The 18,444-nt window shown below is 57.1% G+C and carries 9 protein-coding genes, 1 tRNA gene, 2 rRNA genes and 2 pseudogenes; 6 read left to right on the top strand and 8 right to left on the bottom strand.

Annotation, left to right across the window (positions count from 1 at the left end; genetic code table 11):
• From K3555_RS00420 to K3555_RS00410, 3 genes and pseudogenes are all read right to left on the bottom strand, one after another.
• Positions 1-890: pseudogene (locus K3555_RS00420) on the bottom strand (tyrosine-type recombinase/integrase).
• A 169-nt stretch (positions 891-1,059) separates the two neighbouring features.
• Positions 1,060-1,635: a recombinase family protein gene (locus K3555_RS00415; RefSeq protein ID WP_260006999.1), complete on the bottom strand. Its 576-nt coding sequence runs from the start codon at positions 1,633-1,635 to the stop codon at positions 1,060-1,062.
• Positions 1,636-1,869: 234 nt separating this feature from the next.
• Entirely contained in the window at positions 1,870-2,247 is a 378-nt protein-coding gene (locus K3555_RS00410; protein WP_259996671.1) for a helix-turn-helix domain-containing protein, read from the bottom strand.
• An 85-nt stretch (positions 2,248-2,332) separates the two neighbouring features.
• On the opposite strand from K3555_RS00410, the gene K3555_RS00405 reads away from it, so the two are divergent.
• Positions 2,333-3,283: a PLP-dependent cysteine synthase family protein gene (locus tag K3555_RS00405; protein WP_260006998.1), complete on the top strand. Its 951-nt coding sequence runs from the start codon at positions 2,333-2,335 to the stop codon at positions 3,281-3,283.
• A gap of 6 nt (positions 3,284-3,289) precedes the next feature.
• Here the strand turns inward: K3555_RS00405 and K3555_RS00400 are convergent, their stop codons facing one another.
• Positions 3,290-4,237: an IS481 family transposase gene (locus tag K3555_RS00400; RefSeq protein ID WP_259987382.1), complete on the bottom strand. Its 948-nt coding sequence runs from the start codon at positions 4,235-4,237 to the stop codon at positions 3,290-3,292.
• 681 nt (positions 4,238-4,918) lie between these two features.
• Here K3555_RS00400 and K3555_RS00395 point away from each other — a divergent pair.
• The gene (locus tag K3555_RS00395) at positions 4,919-5,806 is read left to right on the top strand and encodes a site-specific integrase (protein ID WP_260005203.1); all 888 of its coding nucleotides are present in this window, start codon (positions 4,919-4,921) and stop codon (positions 5,804-5,806) included.
• Positions 5,807-5,818: 12 nt separating this feature from the next.
• On the top strand, positions 5,819-7,012 hold the full coding sequence (locus K3555_RS00390) for an IS91 family transposase (protein ID WP_260005205.1): 1,194 nt from the start codon (positions 5,819-5,821) through the stop codon (positions 7,010-7,012).
• Positions 7,013-7,653: 641 nt separating this feature from the next.
• Here K3555_RS00390 and K3555_RS00385 read toward each other — a convergent pair.
• Positions 7,654-8,933, bottom strand: a pseudogene (locus K3555_RS00385) (DDE-type integrase/transposase/recombinase); the annotation flags it as partial.
• A gap of 71 nt (positions 8,934-9,004) precedes the next feature.
• On the opposite strand from K3555_RS00385, the gene K3555_RS00380 reads away from it, so the two are divergent.
• From K3555_RS00380 to K3555_RS00370, 3 genes are all read left to right on the top strand, one after another.
• Complete coding sequence (locus K3555_RS00380) at positions 9,005-10,153, top strand: hypothetical protein (RefSeq protein WP_260006997.1); 1,149 nt, start codon at positions 9,005-9,007, stop codon at positions 10,151-10,153.
• 76 nt (positions 10,154-10,229) lie between these two features.
• Entirely contained in the window at positions 10,230-13,670 is a 3,441-nt protein-coding gene (locus K3555_RS00375; protein WP_260006996.1) for a DNA methyltransferase, read from the top strand.
• A gap of 20 nt (positions 13,671-13,690) precedes the next feature.
• Positions 13,691-14,593: a restriction endonuclease gene (locus tag K3555_RS00370; protein WP_260006995.1), complete on the top strand. Its 903-nt coding sequence runs from the start codon at positions 13,691-13,693 to the stop codon at positions 14,591-14,593.
• Positions 14,594-14,709: 116 nt separating this feature from the next.
• On the opposite strand, the gene K3555_RS00365 is transcribed toward K3555_RS00370, so the two are convergent.
• The 3 genes from K3555_RS00365 to K3555_RS00355 form a co-directional block, all read right to left on the bottom strand.
• A tRNA-Met gene (locus tag K3555_RS00365) sits at positions 14,710-14,786 on the bottom strand.
• 46 nt (positions 14,787-14,832) lie between these two features.
• Positions 14,833-14,947: ribosomal RNA gene (rrf, locus tag K3555_RS00360) — 5S ribosomal RNA — on the bottom strand.
• A 212-nt stretch (positions 14,948-15,159) separates the two neighbouring features.
• Positions 15,160-18,003 (bottom strand): 23S ribosomal RNA (locus K3555_RS00355).
• Positions 18,004-18,444: the final 441 nt, after the last annotated feature.

Genomic DNA, 18,444 nt, shown 5'->3' with positions numbered 1-18,444 from the left:
TCACTCGGACCTTCGGTCCCGGAGCTGCACCAGCAACTCGTAGGGGCTGTCGGTGTCGCGGATCAGCTTGGTCGCGACATGGGTGTATTGCGCCGTCGTGCTCAGCTTGGCGTGCCCAAGCAGAACTTGAATGACCCGCACATCTGTTCCGGCTTCTAGCAGGCGGGTTGCGAAGCTGTGGCGCAAACTGTGCAGCGTGCTCCTCGGCTTCTTGATCCCAGCCAGATGCTTGGCTGCGCTGAAGGCACGGTGCAATTGGCGGGGTGAGAGCGGATTGATCCGGGGCTTGCCTGGAAAGAGCCAGCCATCCGGCCGCGCCTCGCGCCAATAGTCGCGCAGAAGCGCCAAAAGGCCAGGCGGCAGCATGACCTTGCGATCCTTGCCGCCCTTGCCTTTCTCGTGCCTTTCTCGACATGGATCAGCATCCGGTCGCTGTCGATATCGGTGACCTTGAGATTGCAGACCTCCGACGCCCGGAGCCCGGTGCCATAGGAAATGCTGAGTGCAGCGCGGTACTTCAGCCCCGGGCCGGGCGCGACCTTCAGCAGCTCGAACACCTCTTCGGCGCTGAACACGACCGGTAGCTTCCTTGGCTCCGTGCGGTAGTGCAGGCATTGCTTCATCTCCGGGCGCTGGCATGTCATCTCGAAAAAGAACCGCAGCCCGGCAAGCCGCACATTGTAGGTCGAAGGGGTGACATTCGTGTTCACCATATGCAGCTGGTAAGCGCGCAGGTCTTCGGGCGTTGCAGTATCCGGCGATCGGCCAAGAAACTCGGCAAAGTATCGAACGGCCCTGATATGCGCTTTCTGCGAACTCTCCCCGAGCCCTTTGATCCGCATATCTTCGATCATCCGCTCTCGAAGCGGTGTGGTCTTTGTGTCCGCCATGGGACCCTCCTGTCTGTTGATTGAGAGACCCCAATCGTCAGACAGACACGCCCATTCCCAAAATCTCAGTCGTCAGATCATCCCGCAACGGTATCACCGAGCGCCCCTGCCGCGGTAGCGGCTTCGTCCTCGTCCGCGTCTTTCCAGTTCGATCATAACGCATCGAAGGTCAGGTCTGAGTCCGTTTCAGGGTCCGATAAGCTGTAGGTCTGGACACGGAAAACACCTCAGCCAGGTCGCTGATGGAGTAGTCTCCGGTGGCGTGCATGCGACGGAGTTCTTTCTGCTGCTTCTCTGACAGCTTGGGCTGTTTGCCACGTAGCTTGCCCTTGGCGCGGGCGATAGCCATGCCTTCACGGATCCGCATGCGAATGAGATCGGACTCAAATTCGGCAAAGGTCGCAAGGATGTTGAAGAACATCTTTCCCATCGGGTCAGAGGGATCGTACACGGACGCGCCAAGGGCGAGCTTAACGCCCTTAGCCTCGAGCTGATCCGCAATGAGGCGCGCATCCGGGACGGAACGGGCCAATCGGTCCAATTTAGGCACGATAAAAGTGTCCCCCTCTCGAACAGCGGCCAAAGCCTGATCGAGGCCTGGACGAGCGCGGTTGGTTCCAGTCAATCCGTGGTCGGTGTAAATGCGCGCCGGAGGCACACCGAGGCTTTTCAATGCCTGCTTTTGCGCAGTGAGATCCTGTCCATCAGTGGAACAGCGGGCATATCCGATGAGCGTGTTTTTCATGGCCGTACTGTACGTATACGGCCCTTCATTGCAATTATCACCGTACCACTTATATGAGACAGCCTTGAGGCCTATTTATCTGAACTTCAATTCATCTTCAAAACTGACCGCTGAGCGATCCCCTTACGGACGCCAGCTTCAGAGGTACCCCTCAGCCCGATCAAGACGGGTCGCACAAATTCACGCATCGCGCAGAAGGTCTGGAAAGAACCCAAAGTGACCTTGGTTAGAAACTCAGGTCGAAGCGTAGGCGACTGTCTCGCCAAGGTTTGGATCGAACAATCCGCCACCTAAGTGCTCGTGCCCCCAATTCATGACCGCCGACAAAGCTGGCTCCAAGGCTCTCCCCCGCTCGGTAAGCAAGTAACGGTATCGGACGGGTCTGTCCTGATAGGCCTCCCGCTCCACCAGCCCCCAGTCCATCAGCCGCTTTAGACGCTGAGACAGTATGTTTGGGGGCAGGTGTTCCTCGCTGTTCTGCAATTCCTGGAACGTATGCCTTTTGTGCCACATCAGGTCTCGCACTACCAGAAGGGTCCACTTGTCACCAAGGATCTCAAGGCTGCGAGCAATCGAGCAGCGGGAGCGGAATTCATGCTCTGTTTGGGCCATGTCGTCCTCATCTAAGCTATCGACTTGGTCAATTTAGCCCAGTTACTTAAAAAATGGAAGTTTGACTCATCGCATGACTTAATTTATGGAAGTCACTTCTGGAAATCCGCGAAAGGCTCCTCAAATGAACGCCATCGGCAATACCCCCTTCATCAAGCTTTCTAACCTGACAGGACCCGATCACGCCGACATTTATGTAAAGTGGGAAGGGGCCAATCCAACTGGCAGCATGAAAGACCGTATGGCTATGTCGATGATCGAAGGCGCCGAGCAGCGGGGGGAGTTGAAGCCGGGCGGGCGCGTCGTTGAATATACGGGCGGCAGCACCGGAAGCTCGCTGGCGATGGTCTGTGCTACCCGCGGATATAAGGCCTGCTTTGTCTCTTCGAACGGGTTCTCCGAGGAAAAGCTGCAAACCATGCGGGCGTTTGGTGCCGAGGTGGAAATCGTCCATGCAGAGGGCGGCGTGCTAACTGCGGATGTGATCAACCGGATGATCGCCCGCGCAAAAGAACTTATCCATGAGCCGGGCACCTTCTGGCCGGATCAGGTTAACAACATGGACAACAAGCTGGGGTATCACGGCATGGCGCAGGAAATCCTGCGCCAGATGAACGGCCCGGTGGATGCTTTCGTCATGGCAGCAGGAGGTGGCGGCTGCATTTCTGGCACCGCCGAGATCCTAAAGGCGCATAATCCTGACAGCGAGATAGTCGCCGTAGAGCCCTATTACGTGCGCAATATCTCAGGAGGTGATACAAGTGGTACGCATAAGCTTGAAGGGATTGGCCTGTCTTTCGTACCGAAGATCCTGCGACGTGACCTGATTGACGATGTCATTCCGGTGAAGGACGAAGATGCCTATTGGGGAGCCCGGGCGCTCGCCCACAAGGAAGGATTGCTTGGAGGGGTGACATCAGGTGCAAACATCTGGGCGGCGCTGCAAAAGGCCAAAGAGCTTGGACCGGGCAAAACGGTTGTGACCGTGATCATCGACACCGGCCTGCGTTATTTGAACGATGATCTGCATCGGTGACGGGACCTAGGTGTTTAGTCCCGGTGTGTGGTGGGTTGGATCGACACTGAATCGTTCTGGCTCTGAAGTCCAGATTTTGCAGATGTATTCGAACGGCGTGAGGCCGTTCAGCGTCTTCAATCGGCGTGCGTAATTGTACGCTGCGATGAAGTCGGTGATGTGCGTTTCAAGCTGAGAATGCGTGTCGTAGTGGTAGCGCTTGACCGTCGCTTCTTTGATTGTCCGGTTCATGCGCTCGACCTGGCCGTTCGTCCAGGGGTGGTTCACCTTTGTCAGGCGGTGGTCGATCTCATTCTCGCGGCAGACGCGGTCAAAGATGTGCTGGAACGCCGATGTGTCCTGCTTGCGATTGGTAAACTGGATGCCGTTGTCGGTGAGAACCGTATGGACCCTGTAAGGCACCGCCGCGATCAAATTGCGCAAGAACTGGGCAGAGATCATCTTGCCTGCTTTCTCGTGCAGTTCGACATAGGCAAACTTCGACGTGCGATCTATTGCGACAAACAACCTGGTTTTGCCCTCGCCGGTGCGAACTTCCGCGAGGTCGAGATGAAAGTACCCAATAGGATAACGCTTAAACTTCTTCTTCGGCTTGTCACCTTCAACCTCAGGCAAACGGCTGATGCCATGCCGCTGCAGGCAGCGATGCAACGACGAGCGGGTCAGATGCGGGATGGTCGGCTGCAGTGCGTAGAGGCAGTCATCCAGCGGCAATAGCGTGTGGCGTCGAAAGGCGACGATGACGGCTTCTTCTTCGATGCTGAGAACCGTGGAATGAGCCTGCTTCGGTCCCATCGCGGCGTCTTGAACGCTGTCGCGCTTGCGCCACTTGGCGACTGTCTTGACGTTGATGCCCAGTTCCCGGCTCAGCGCCGCGTTCGAAGCTTTCGATCGCTGTATGAGAGCTCGGACGGCGTGCGTGGTCTTGGCGCTCCCGTGAAGAATTTGCCCCATAATGCACCCTTGTGATGGTCACAGATCAGTAGACCACCACACACCGGGACTAAACACCTAACGCCGCCAAACCTGCCTTCTCCGAAGCGTCCAAGGCCATAACCCTTGGGTTGTGATACGATCTGCTCTGATCGCTTAACCTTTGGGTTTCCCCGCGTCAAAACCGCATGCTTATTAGCCTTTGCTACGTCGCGGATGACTCCGAAACCGGAGCAGCTCTCGGCAATACGGTGCCGAAAAGTGCTATCATTTGGATCTGACGGATCACCACACTTATGCCATCCTAGCAGGTCGAACGGGTTAATGTTGTGCTCTACAGCCTGTGCATAGATTTGAGCCGCAAGGGCATCTAGTACAGTCACCGCCAAGAAAGCTCGCCGTAGGCAGGAAAAATCTGTATCGAACTCAGCAAGTGTGGGTTCAACTATTTCATCGTTAAATTTACGGGCATCAGTCATGGCGCCTTAAGTAAACCCTTACTTTCCAAACCGCCAGCATGGACGCCCTTTCGACGCCCATGCCGAGCCCAGAGATTGTAGGAATCCACCCCAAGGACGAAGCCGCTCCGCGGCATTGGCGCGGGTGGCTGATGTTCAGCGATGATCTGACAGTGGTGCATTTGGGGAACGGCATTTCTGCCTGACGATTGAGCCCTTCTCAATCATCAGACAGGAGGCTCCCATGACAGAGGAGAGATCAACCCCGCTTCGAGAGCGGATGATCGAGGACATGCGCATCCGCGGGATGGGCGACAAGGCGCAGAAAGCGCATATCCGGGCGGTCAAGGATTTCGCCATTTTCCTCGGGCACCCGCCGGATACCGCCTCACCGGAGGAACTCCGCGCCTATCAACTGCACATGACGGATACAGGGGTCACGCCGGCGACTTTCAACGCCAGGATCGTGGCGCTCAGATTCTTCTTCGGCATGACCTGCGGGCGCGAGGAGATGAAGCGCTACATGCAGTTCCGCACCCAGCCCAGGAGGTTGCCTGTAGTCTTCAGCGTTGAAGAGGTATCGGACATCCTGATGGCGGCGCCGGGGCCCGGGCTCAAATACCGTGCCGCGCTCAGCATTTCCTACGGCGCGGGGCTGCGGGCCGCCGAGGTCTGTAACCTCAAGATCGGCGATATCGACAGCAACCGGATGCTGATCCATGTCGAACAGGGCAAAGGGCGGAAGGACCGGAAGGTGATGCTGTCACCCGGGCTTCTGAGCTTGCTGCGCGACTACTGGCGCGAGGCGCGGCCGGAGGGCTGGCTGTTCCCCGGCAAGCCGAAGATCAACCCGCTGTCGCCACGGCAGCTGAACCGCGCCTTCACGTCAGCGAAGAACATGGCCGGCATCAAAAAGGCCGCCACTCTGCATACCCTGCGGCACAGCTTTGCGACGCATCTGCTGGAGGCCAACACCGATGTCCGGGTCATCCAGGTGCTGCTCGGCCATGCCAAGCTGAGCACGACGGCCCAATACACCCATGTCGCCACCAAGACGATCCGTGACACGGTCAGCCCCTACGAGATGCTGGAGCAGTTGCAGGATCAGACAATCAAGCGAAGCCTGAAGTGACGGGGCACTGGGGTGTCCCGCCCGGGGCTGGAGATTGCTGATATATTCCGTGCCCATGGTGCCGCGTGGCGGCGGGCCAATGCAGGGCATGTCAGCCTGACCCAGCTCAAGGTGATGTCGGCAATCGAAGCCTGCCGGACCGAAGCGCTCGGCGGGCATGTGGCCGGGTGCGCCAAATGCGGCCATCGCCACATCGCCTACAATTCCTGCAAGAACCGGCACTGCCCGAAGTGCCAAGGGCCAGCGGCGCGCGACTGGATGGAAGCCCGCGCCGAGGACCTGCTGCCCGTGGAGTATTTCCACGTGGTCTTCACCCTGCCCGCAGAGATCGCCCGGATCGCCTCCTGGAACAAGCGGGCGGTCTACGGTCTGCTGTTCCGGGCGTCGGCACAAACGGTCATGACCATCGCAGCGGACTCCAAGCGCCTTGGTGCTCGGGTGGGCATGACCAGCGTGCTGCATACCTGGGGATCGGCGCTGACCCATCACCCCCACATCCATATGATCGTTCCCGGTGGCGGCCTGTCTCTGGACGGCGCGAGATGGATTGCCTGCAAGCCCGGGTTCTTCCTGCATGTGCGGGTCCTGTCGCGCTTGTTCCGGCGGCTGTTTCTGGAGGGGCTGATGGCGCTTCACCGCGCCGGGGAGCTGGCCTTCTTCGGCGACCTGGAACCGCTGGCGCAGGCCGATGCCTTCGCAGAGTGGCTGGCTCCTTTGCGCAAGTCCGAATGGGTGGTCTATGCCAAACCGCCCTTCGGAGGCCCGGAAGCCGTTCTCGCCTATCTCAGCCGGTACACCCACCGGGTGGCCATCTCGAACGCACGCCTCGTCAGCGCCGACGCAGGCACCGTGGCATTCCGTTGGAAGGACTACAGGATCAAGCGCGGCGACAGGCAGAAAGTCATGCGTTTGGCCACGCCCGAGTTCATCCGCCGCTTCCTGATCCACGTCCTGCCCGCTGGTTTCCACCGCATCCGGCACTACGGCTTGCTCGCCTCAGCGCAGCGCAAGGCCAACATCGCCCGGTGCCGTGCCCTGCTCGGGACAAGGTGCCCGGCTCAAGAACCGCCAGAAGCCGCCGAGGTTCTCCCGCTCACCCTGCGTGAGCCATGCCCGTGCTGTGGCGGAACAATGCATATCATCGAGATCTTCCGGCGCGGGCAAAAACCCCGGTCGCGCGCGCCACCGCGGAAGGAGGCGGCATGACGAAACGCCCGTCATTCCGGTATTGTGAACACCGGGCATCCGCAGCCGCCCGGCTGTCTCCATTTACGCCTGTACTCTCCTGCAAGCTCAGAACCACGCCGAAACGCCGCTTTCGTCGCAGCAATTGTCCGGAGGCCCCCGTTAAGAGCATCCCAACCGGCATCGGAATGCCTCCGGCTTGGCCGCTGGCTCCAACCGCAGACCCCGCCGTCTGCGCTCTTTCCCCATAGACAGCCCCAAGAGTCCCGCGGCTTCCACCTTGGGAGGTTTTCCAACGCGGGCCGATGTCGCGCCAAGCCGCACCCTCACACCGCGGCCCGCATCAGAAAACCTTCACCATAGCGGACGGTCACCCTGGTCGCGATATGGACCCAGGAACAGCCCAAACTCGACACTCGTATTAGGCGCAGTACCAGCTCCGCTGCGAGTTCGAAGAATTTGGGCCACTTTCCTGAAAGCGGCCGTCCAGCAGGTGGCGACGATCCCGGCTTGCTCTGCGTTCCACACCAGTGGCCGTGACGCGCAGATAGCGACCTTTGCGAACTCGGCCGATTGACGCAACCAGCCGAGGTTTTATGCTGCGGCGAAGCCCGCCGTTCCTGCCGTTCACCACATTAACGGCAAGGCGCACTTCAAACGTTCCTACCGAAGTAGACGCCGGCGGGTGTGACGTTGCTCAGGCTCTCGTGGTAGCGCTGGTTGTTGCAGTAGTCGACAAAGGTCCCGATTTGGCGTTCGAGAGCACCGGGGAGATAGTAGTTTTCCAGCAGGACCCGGTTTTTCAAGGTCTGATGCCAGCGTTCAATCTTGCCCTCCCTTTTGCGGGTGGAATGGTGCTCCGCGCACATGGGTCATCTTTTGTTTTCCCAACCATTCAGCCAAGTCGCCAGAGATGTAGCACGAGCCGCCGCCCATTGGGCTCGAACCAATGGCGCTTTCAATGGGCAGCTCGCTGAGCAGGCGCGGCTTGTGGCGTACGGCCGCCTGGTCGCAGCCCGATGCTGTCAAAGCCAGTTCAATCGTGTCTGTCACATCCTCGGCCCGCATGTTTGTGCAAAGTTTCCCCCTCTCATCGTTTGCTTTGCAAACGACTGCCGGGCAGCGGGACGATGATGTAGCGGCTGTAGTCGTCCAGGATCGTGCTCAGATACTACCAGCCCCAACCGATGATTTTGAAGTAGGTGAAGTCCGTCTGCCACATCTGGTTGATGGCCGTCGTCTTGTCTTTGAACTCGCCGGCAGCCTTGATCACCACATACTCGGGCGCGGTGATCAGATCGGCGGCCTTCAGAATGCGATAAGCGGATGATTCAGAGATCGAGCCATTGGTCCGAGAGACAATGGGCGAGGATACCGCTTCTCATCGGTGTATTTGACCGCCAGCTCGCGTGTCGTCAGCGCTTCATGCTCCAACGCAAACTCGATCAGGTCATCCCGCCTGGCCTGTGGAATACGGTTCCAGACCGGCTTTGGGCGGGGCGAGTGATCTGCAAGGGCATCGAACCCGCCTTCAACGTAGCGGTCATATCCCATTGCCCGGCAGGCGATTTGCAACGCAAATCTGCCAAGAGGGGGCGGTAGAAAGTCGTGCGCGGAATGCCCAGCATGCCGAGGGTCATTCTGGTCGGCAGATGTGATCCCTCAACCGTGCGGATGATCTCCAGTTTCTCGGACGCCGGGTATCTCATTCCTCGAACTCCCCAGCCCCGGTCATGCTTTTTTTCAGCAAACGGTTTTCCAGGGTGAGGTCAGCCACGCAGTCCTTCAAAGCCAACGCCTCGGAGCGCAACTCCTTCACTTCAGGTGATGTCGCCTGACGCGCCGTATCGCCAGAAAGCCGCCGTTTCCCGGCTTCCAGGAATTCTTTCGACCAACTGTAATACAGGCTTTCAGAGATGCCCTCGCGGCGGCACACGTCGGCAAAATGGGCCGCGCGGGAGGAGGGTCTTGTAACACCCCCCTCCACGAATACGAAAACGTAGGCAAGAGTAGATGAACGCAGATATCCTGCATTCAGGCTTTGATGGGCTGAAATTCACCGTTGAAACCGATATCCCGGCAGAGCTGCGCACAGCACTTGCAGAAGCCAAAGCACTGGCAATCCAGACCAATGCCGAGACCCTGTTAGAGTTCGGTCCTGTAGCCCTCACAGTGCGCCGCACAGGCGGTTCCGCCTTTTCTGCCCATACAGGCGAATACGGAGCCGAATGGTACTTCCTCGACCCGGAAAACCGCCCTGCGAACAATCCCGGCATCACCGTGGATTTCCGGGCCTTCCTGCTGGCGACTGGCGGGCTGGACGCCGCAGAGAAACACTTTCGGGATTGCATGGATGCGTTTGGCATCCGCTATGCCGAGCACCTCTTGCGGGTGACCCGCGTGGATTATGCCATCGACTTTCTCGCCCCTTGGTTTGAACCCGACCGCGAGGCGCTGGTGGTGCCACCCGGCACCCGCGTGCAGGAACACACCGGCTTTGATGAAACCGAAACCCATGCCATAGGCGCGCGCGTCACCGGCCTGCGCGCCGGGGCCGTCGCCAACCGGCAGTTGGTGATCTACGACAAACGGCAAGAGGTCATACAAAAGGGCAAGATGGGCTGGCTCACCATCTGGAACGACGCCCGCACCCAATTGAACTGCCCGCCCTTGGATCTGTCCGACCGGCTGGCAAGCCAAGTCTGGCGGTTCGAGTTGCGCATGGGATCCAAACAACTGCGCAACCGCTGGGAAATGCGGTCATGGCGAGACCTGCGCGATATGGTGGGCGACGCCTACACCGAGTTCTGCGAAAGGATCCGCTACACCTGCCCCACCACCGACAGCGACCGCGCCCGCTGGCCCACGCACAACCTCTGGCGCGACGTCGCCAGCGTCATCGCCAATGACCTGCAAGAGAATTGCTCCGGCGTGCTGCCAAGTGAGGTGATCGAAACCAACCGCGCCGAACACATACGGATGCTGGACCGGCAGATCCTTAGGCTGTTCGTATCAAGGGCTGCCGCCTCAGAAGTCCAGCCAGGAGAATTCCAAGATTTCCTGGATAGCCATATCGAAACATTGAAAAGGCTATCTGAAGAACACCCCACTCCCCTGCCCGAACGCCTCAGCAAGGCAGCGGCGCGGTATTGGTTTAAGTAGAACTCCCCCATGGGGATTGAACAAACCCTATTTTCATGCGCAACTTCCCCATTGGTTGAATCTTTGGGCAGTCGGTATGGATATCGAAGAATTTATTGAGCGCTGGCAAGGGTCTGGTGGCAGCGAGATGGCGACCGCACAGAGCTTTGCAATTGAGTTGACGGAACTTTTAGGTGTCGAGCGCCCCTACGTGTCTGACAAAGACGGCGATTTCCTGGACTATCGTTTTGAACGCCCGGTCACGCTGACCCACACGGGGCGCACTCGGAATGGTCGCATTGATCTGTATAAGAAGGGCCACTTCATTCTGGAGGCCAAACAGTTCACCTCGACTGGTCCCAAAGACAAAAACACCCTTGAGATGTTCCTCGGCAAAGACGCGCCAAAACAATCCGGGCACGGCAAACGCGGCACGGCTAAGTTCGACGACACCATGCTCAAAGCCCGCGCCCAGGCGGACAACTACGCCCGTGCTGTATCCAAAGAGGACGGCTGGCCGCCCTTCCTGATGATCGTTGATGTCGGCCATGTGATTGAGCTCTATTCCGATTTCTCGGGCCAGGGGCAGGGTTACACCCAGTTCCCCGATGGCAACCGCTATCGCATATATTTGGAAGACCTGCGCCAACCCCAGACGCTGGATCTGCTGCGCGCCATTTGGAGCGATCCGCAAAGCCTGGACCCGTCGCTTAAATCTGCCGAAGTCACCCGCGAGATTGCCGAGCATCTGGCCGAGCTGGGCAAGAGCTTTGAGGGCCAAGGCCATGATAGCGAAACCGTGGCGCGGTTCCTCATGCGCTGCCTATTTTCCATGTTTGCCGAAGACGTTGATCTGATCCCGTACGGCAGCTTTACCGCCAAACTAAAAGAGCTGCGCGGCCACCCGGAAGATGCCCAACCGACGCTCAAGAGCCTGTGGCAAACCATGAACACCGGCGGGTTTTCCCCCGTGCTCACCAAAGACCTCAAACGCTTTAACGGCGGGCTGTTCAAAGATGCCGATGCTCTGCCATTGGACAATCTTCAACTTGGCCTGTTGATCGAGGCTGCCGAGGCCGATTGGAAACAGGTTGAACCCGCGATCTTTGGCACCCTGCTGGAACGCGCGCTAGATGCCAAACAGCGCCACAAACTGGGGGCGCATTACACTCCGCGTGCCTATGTCGAACGTCTGGTGACGCCAACTATCATGGAGCCATTGCGCGATGATTGGCGCAACGTGCAGATCGCGGTGCAACGCCTGAACGCTGATGGCAAAACCGATCAGGCGCTGAAACTGGTCAAGGACTTCCACCATGACCTGTGTGAAGTGCGCGTGCTGGACCCGGCCTGTGGCTCGGGCAACTTTCTCTATGTCGCGCTGGAGATGATGAAACGGCTGGAGGGCGAGGTCACCAGCCTGATGGAGGAGCTGGGCGAGACCCAGACCAGCTTTATCACCGTTGATCCGCATCAATTTCTGGGGATTGAGCTCAACACCTGGGCCGCCAATGTGGCAGAGCTGGTGCTGTGGATCGGCTATCTGCAATGGCACTACCGCACCCATGGCATCGCCGCCCCGTCCGAGCCCGTGTTGCGCGACTTCAAGAACATTGAAAACCGCGATGCCGTGTTGGAATGGTCCGCGCGCACGCCGCGTGTGGATGACATGGGCGCCCCTGTGACCCGTTGGGATGGCGTCACCACCATGCGCCATCAGGTCACCGGTGAAGAGGTGCCAGACCCCGCCGCCCGCGTGCAACTCTATGACTATGCCGAGCCCCGCGCGACCACATGGCCCAAGGCGACATTCATCGTCGGCAACCCGCCGTTTATTGGCGCCAGTCGTTTGCGCGATGCTTTGGGCGATGGCTATGTCGAGGCGCTGTGGTCTGCCTATCCCAAAATGCCGCAAAGCGCGGATTTGGTGATGTTCTGGTGGGAGAAAGCCGCCCTGATGGCGCGGGCGTTCAACACCAAAACCCGCGTCGGCACCCGGCGCTTTGGCCTGATCACCACCAACTCCCTGCGTCAGACGTTTAACCGCCGCGTGTTGGAGCCGCATCTGAACGATCCGAAAAAGCCGCTGTCACTGCTGTTTGCTGTGCCAGATCACCCTTGGGTCGACACGCTCTATGGTGCAGCCGTGCGCATCGCCATGACTGTCGGCGCGGCGGGCAATCGGGCTGGGCATTTGTTGACGGTGACCAGTGAGAGTAAAGACAGGGATGATGTTGACGGGCGCGTGGTCAGTTTTGACCGTCAGGATGGCAAGATTTTTGCGAACTTGCAGATCGGCGCGGATGTGGCTTCTGTAATTCCACTTTTGGCAAATACACGTTTGAGTGCGCGTGGCGCGTTTTTGGTTGGAAAAGGCTTCCTCGGCACTGAACGTGAGCTGAAGGAGCTTTGTGTGGAAACAAACGCTTTAGAAAAGAAAATAGTGAGACCTTTTCTCGGTGGGTATGATCTTAGCCAGCGACACCGTAAGAGGTGGGTTATCGATTTTTGGGGTCTCTCTGAGAACGATGCGAGGTTGCACTATCCGCTCCTCTACCAACATTTACTAGATTCAGTGAAGCCTGTCCGAGAAGAAAACCCGATGCTTTGGCGAAGGGAAAACTGGTGGGTTTTTGGCGATCCATCAAGAAGTTATCGAGCTGCAACCGATGGTTTGAAATTTAGCATTGTCACGTCAAGGACTGCAAAATTTAGATGCTTCCAAATGTGGTCCACTGATGACCTCTGCGAAAGTGAGGTTGTAGTTATTGGTCTAGATGAAGCTTGGCCGTTGGGGATTTTATCCTCTCGTCTTCATGAAGTCTGGTCACTCGCAATTGGTGGTTGGATGGGGGTCGGAAATGATCCTCGATATAACAATTCAAAATGCTTCGATCCCTTCCCTTTCCCCAATCTCACAGATCCCCAAAAAATTCAGCTCTCCGCTTTGGGCGAAGAGCTCGACGCACATCGCAAGCGCCAACAGGCGGCGCATCCGAAGCTCACGTTGACCAATATGTACAACGTGCTGGAAAAACTCCGCGCAGGCGAGGCGATAGAGGGCAAGGATAAAGAGATCTACGACCAAGGCCTGATCGGAGTCTTACGCGATCTGCATGATCAAATCGACGCCGCCGTAGCCGAGGCTTACGACTGGCCAAAAGACCTCAGTGACGAAGAGATCCTGATGCGCCTTGTTGATCTCAACAAGACCCGCGCTTCCGAGGAGGCCTCAGGCGACATCCGCTGGCTGCGTCCCGACTATCAAAACCCAACCGGCGCTAAGGTCGAAAAAGGCAAGACGACGGATATGGATCTGGGCGTTGTCGCCAAGGTGGAAAAAGCTTCATGGCCCAAGGGCCTCCCCGATCAAATCGCCGCCGTGCGCGAAGCACTTGTGGAGATGGGCGAGGCCTCCCCCGAACAAATCGCCCGCCGCTTTGCCCGCGCCCGCACCACCGCCGTGCAGCCTCTGTTGGAAAGCCTCGCGGCCCTGGGCCAAGCCGACAAAACAGAGGATGGCAAATATGCGGCCTGAGATCACGATAGGAGCTCGCCATGCGCAGATTTGAAATCGACCAAGACAGCCTGCCGGATCTGGCAGGCATGATGCTGGCCACAGTCGAGGCGCTGCATGTACTTGGTGGCTCTGCCACGATCCAAGAGCTTGATGAAGAGGTGATCTCACTGGAGGGCGTCACCGAAGCCGAGCAACGCCACATGATGGCAAACAACACTATGCCGCGTGTGAACTACTTTTTGTCTTGGGCTCGTACCTATTTGAAACGCGGCGGCGCATTGGAGAACTCTGCTCGTGGTGTCTGGGCCTTGACCGATACAGGCGCCAAGATAACGGAGCTTGCTGCCACCCAAGCGATCTATGACCAAGTAAAGCAGGAAGAGCGCGACCGCGCCAAAGCCAAACGCAAGGCGGCAAAGGTGCAGGGAAAAGTGCACCAAGACGAGAGCGCTCAAGATACCCTCGACACGCCGGATGGGGGCGACGATTGGAAATCCAAACTGTTGGACGTGATGAAGGCCATGCAGCCCGATGCCTTTGAACGCTTGGCACAAAGGTTGTTGCGCGAAGCCGGTTTTGTCAAAGTCGAAGTGCGCGGCAAATCCGGTGACGGCGGGATCGATGGCGTGGGAGTGCTCAGAGTCAACTTGGTGTCATTCCAGGTCTACTTTCAGTGCAAGCGCTACAAAGGCAGCGTCGGCTCAAAAGAGATCAGAGACTTTCGCGGCGCATTGGAGGGCCGCGCAGATAAGGGCCTGTTTATCACCACAGGCCATTTCACCAGCCAAGCCTCAGAGGAAGCAACACGCGACGGGGCAAAGGCCATCGACTTGATAGATGGCGAGCGCCTGTGCGACTTGTTGAAAGCCAATAAGTTGGGTGTGCAAACCGAAATGGTCGAGCAAGTGACCGTGAACCCAAAGTGGTTTTCTGGAGTATAGCCTATTGCCTTTCGGCCACAGGGCAACTCAGCTCCTACTGCTTCCAGTGGCTTCTGCTGCAAACAGTAAAGCCACCCGGAGTTGGTTGTAAATATCTGTTAAATATATGTATATTTTGGTTGCGGGAGCAGGATTTGAACCTGCGACCTTCAGGTTATGAGCCTGACGAGCTACCTGGCTGCTCCATCCCGCGTCAGGTTTTTTTGAGACCGTATTGAGAGATATTTGGATTTTACTAGGTTTGGCGGTGACCTACTCTCCCAGGGCTTGAGCCCAAGTACCATCGGCGCGACAGTGCTTAACTTCCGGGTTCGGGAAGGGACCGGGTGTTTCACTTGTGCTGTAGCCACCAAACCGAGAAAAATCCAAATACCGAAGGCATTTGGATTTTTCTCGTGTGGCGGTCGGCAGCGTATTTACGAAGTAAATGCGCGAGAGACCGCACCTGAGTTATGTCACGGGGACATTGCCAAATGCGTTCGGCTGCAATCAACGTTGTCCAAGCGTTTGTATTATGGGATGTGTTTGCTTGTTTGGTTTTTCCGTAACACTGTCTGTTACTGGATCAAATCAAGCCTATCGGGCGATTAGTACCGGTCAACTGAATGCATTGCTGCACTTACATCTCCGGCCTATCGGCGTGGTGGTCTTCCACGGCCCTCAGGGATACCTTGTTTTGAGGGGGGCTTCCCGCTTAGATGCCTTCAGCGGTTATCCTGTCCGAACATAGCTACCCTGCACTGCTGCTGGCGCAACAACAGGTCCACCAGTGGTTCGTTCACCCCGGTCCTCTCGTACTAGGGGCAACTCCTCTCAAGTATCCTACACCCACGGCAGATAGGGACCGAACTGTCTCACGACGTTCTAAACCCAGCTCACGTACCTCTTTAAACGGCGAACAGCCGTACCCTTGGGACCTGCTCCAGCCCCAGGATGAGATGAGCCGACATCGAGGTGCCAAACACTGCCGTCGATATGGACTCTTGGGCAGTATCAGCCTGTTATCCCCGGCGTACCTTTTATCCGTTGAGCGATGGCCCTTCCACTCGGGACCACCGGATCACTATGGCCGACTTTCGTCTCTGCTCGACTTGTCAGTCTCGCAGTCAGGCTGGCTTCTGCCATTGCACTCAACGAGCGATTTCCGACCGCTCTGAGCCAACCTTCGCGCGCCTCCGTTACTCTTTAGGAGGCGACCGCCCCAGTCAAACTACCCGCCACGCAGGGTCCCGGATCCGGATAACGGACCGCGGTTAGATATCAAGAGTGCGAAGGGTGGTATCTCAAGGGAGGCTCCACCGCGACTTGCGTCACGGTTTCGATGCCTACCACCTATCCTGCACATCACAATCCTGATACCAGTGCGAAGCTGTAGTAAAGGTGCACGGGGTCTTTCCGTCTAACCGCGGGAAGCCTGCATCTTGACAGGCAATTCAATTTCGCTGAGTCGATGTTGGAGACAGCGGGGAAGTCGTTACGCCATTCGTGCAGGTCGGAACTTACCCGACAAGGAATTTCGCTACCTTAGGACCGTTATAGTTACGGCCGCCGTTTACCTGGGCTTCAATTCGGAGCTCTCACCCCTCCTTTTAACCTTCAGGCACCGGGCAGGCGTCAGACCCTATACGTCGTCTTGCGACTTCGCAGAGCCCTGTGTTTTTAATAAACAGTCGCCACCCCCTGGTTTGTGCCCCCGGATTCCACTTGCGTAGGACCCGGGCCTCCTTCTCGCGAACTTACGGAGGTATTTTGCCGAGTTCCTTCAACATCGTTCTCTCAAGCGCCTTGGTATTCTCTACCTGTCCACCTGTGTCGGTTTAGGGTACGGTCTGATGGAGGGCTATTTCCAGGGACTGATCAGCAGCCCATTCAATCCGATAAGGATGAACTACCTTCACAATCCGTCACATCCTCCTGGCCCACGAATATTAACGTGGTTCCCATCGCCTACGCCTTTCGGCCTCGGCTTAGGGGCCGGCTTACCCTGCTCAGATTAGCTTTAAGCAGGAACCCTTGGACTTTCGGCGAGAGTGTCTCTCACACTCTTTGTCGCTACTCATGTCATCATTCTCACTAGTGATCTCTCCACGGGATCCCTCACAGGCCCGCTTCATCGAAAGCTCCTTGCGTCCAATTCTTCCCGCAGGAAGATAAGGACGCATGGAACTATGTCACACTACGCTCTGCTACCATGCACTATGTGCATCCTCGGCTTCGGCTCATGGCTTGAGCCCCGTTACATCTTCGCCGCAAGACATCTTGATTAGACCAGTGAGCTGTTACGCTATCTTTAAAGGATGGCTGCTTCTAAGCCAACCTCCTGGTTGTTTTGGACGTCTCACCTGCTTTCCCACTTAGCCATGAATTGGGGGCCTTAGCCGGAGGTCAGGGTTGTTTCCCTCTCCACGACGGACGTTAGCATCCGCCGTGTGTCTGCCATCTAGTACTCCCGGGTATTCGGAGTTTGGTTAGGATCAGTAAGCCTGTGGGGCCCCATTACCCATCCAGTGCTCTACCCCCCGGGGTATTCGGATGACGCTCTACCTAAATAGATTTCGCAGAGAACCAGCTATCTCCGAGTTTGATTGGCCTTTCACCCCTAGGCACAGCTCATCCCGATCCTTTTCAACGGATGTGGGTTCGGTCCTCCAGTGCGTGTTACCGCACCTTCAACCTGGCCATGCCTAGATCACTCGGTTTCGGGTCTGATCCCACAAACTCATTCGCCCTATTAAGACTCGCTTTCGCTGCGCCTACACCTAACGGTTTAAGCTTGCTTGTGAGACCAAGTCGATGACCCATTATACAAAAGGTACGCTGTCAGCCCTCAAGGGGCCTCCAACTGATTGTAGGCGTTCGGTTTCAGGTACTGTTTCACTCCCCTCGCCGGGGTGCTTTTCACCTTTCCCTCACGGTACTGGTTCGCTATCGGTCAGTAAGGAGTACTTAGCCTTCGGAGGTGGTCCTCCGATCTTCAGACAGAATTTCACGTGTTCCGCCCTACTTAATACGTCCCTCAGAGCTTAGAATACGGGGCTGTCACCCGCTATGGCCATGCTTCCCAACATGTTCTTCTCACTCATCAGGCTCGGCTGGTCCGCGTTCGCTCGCCGCTACTAACGGAGTCTCTATTGATGTCCTTTCCTCCGGGTACTTAGATGTTTCAGTTCCCCGGGTTTGCTCTTATAAACCTATGTATTCAGTCTATAAGTACCTGGTTAAGCCCATTATAAGCAGCCATCCGGAATGAACCGGCGGCTATTATAACAAACTTTCAGGTGGGTTCCCCCATTCAGAGATCTTGGGATCAAAGCCTATTCCCGGCTCCCCCAAGCTTATCGCAGGGTATCACGTCTTTCATCGCCTCTTACTGCCAAGGCATCCACCAAACGCCCTTCTCGCGCTTGATTTGATCCAGAAAAAGAGAGTGTTCTAAAACACGCTCAGCTGCGGAAGCTGGTAAGAAACCGCAGCATGTTTTCCTGAACCAAAAAGCAAACTATCCCGCTCCCGGCCACAATTGCGACCAGGAACTTATTGCATGATCGTGCGATCATGCGGGTTCAAATCCTTGCGGATATTGAACCGGGTTAGTGTACTTGACTTGGACAACACTGTCTTTTCATTCAGGCAGACTTCAGGACGTCTGAGGAAACATGACGTATTCTGAAGCTCGCATCCCGTCCCGAAGGGCGGTCAGCACCTGACTGAGGTCAATCCCACACTCGGGCGACCAACAGTCTTGTTGATTGTATCTCTCTTTACGATGTCAATTTTCGTCCGGTTGGACGTTCAAACCGTTCCAGCGGAACCGCTTGAAGATCAAACCGGCATGGCCACCCATGCGGGGT

Source organism: Leisingera sp. M527 (genome assembly GCF_025141525.1).
Lineage (GTDB): Bacteria > Pseudomonadota > Alphaproteobacteria > Rhodobacterales > Rhodobacteraceae > Leisingera.
The sequence above is the reverse complement of the archived record's forward strand: the minus strand, read 5'-3'. Positions and strand labels throughout refer to the sequence as shown.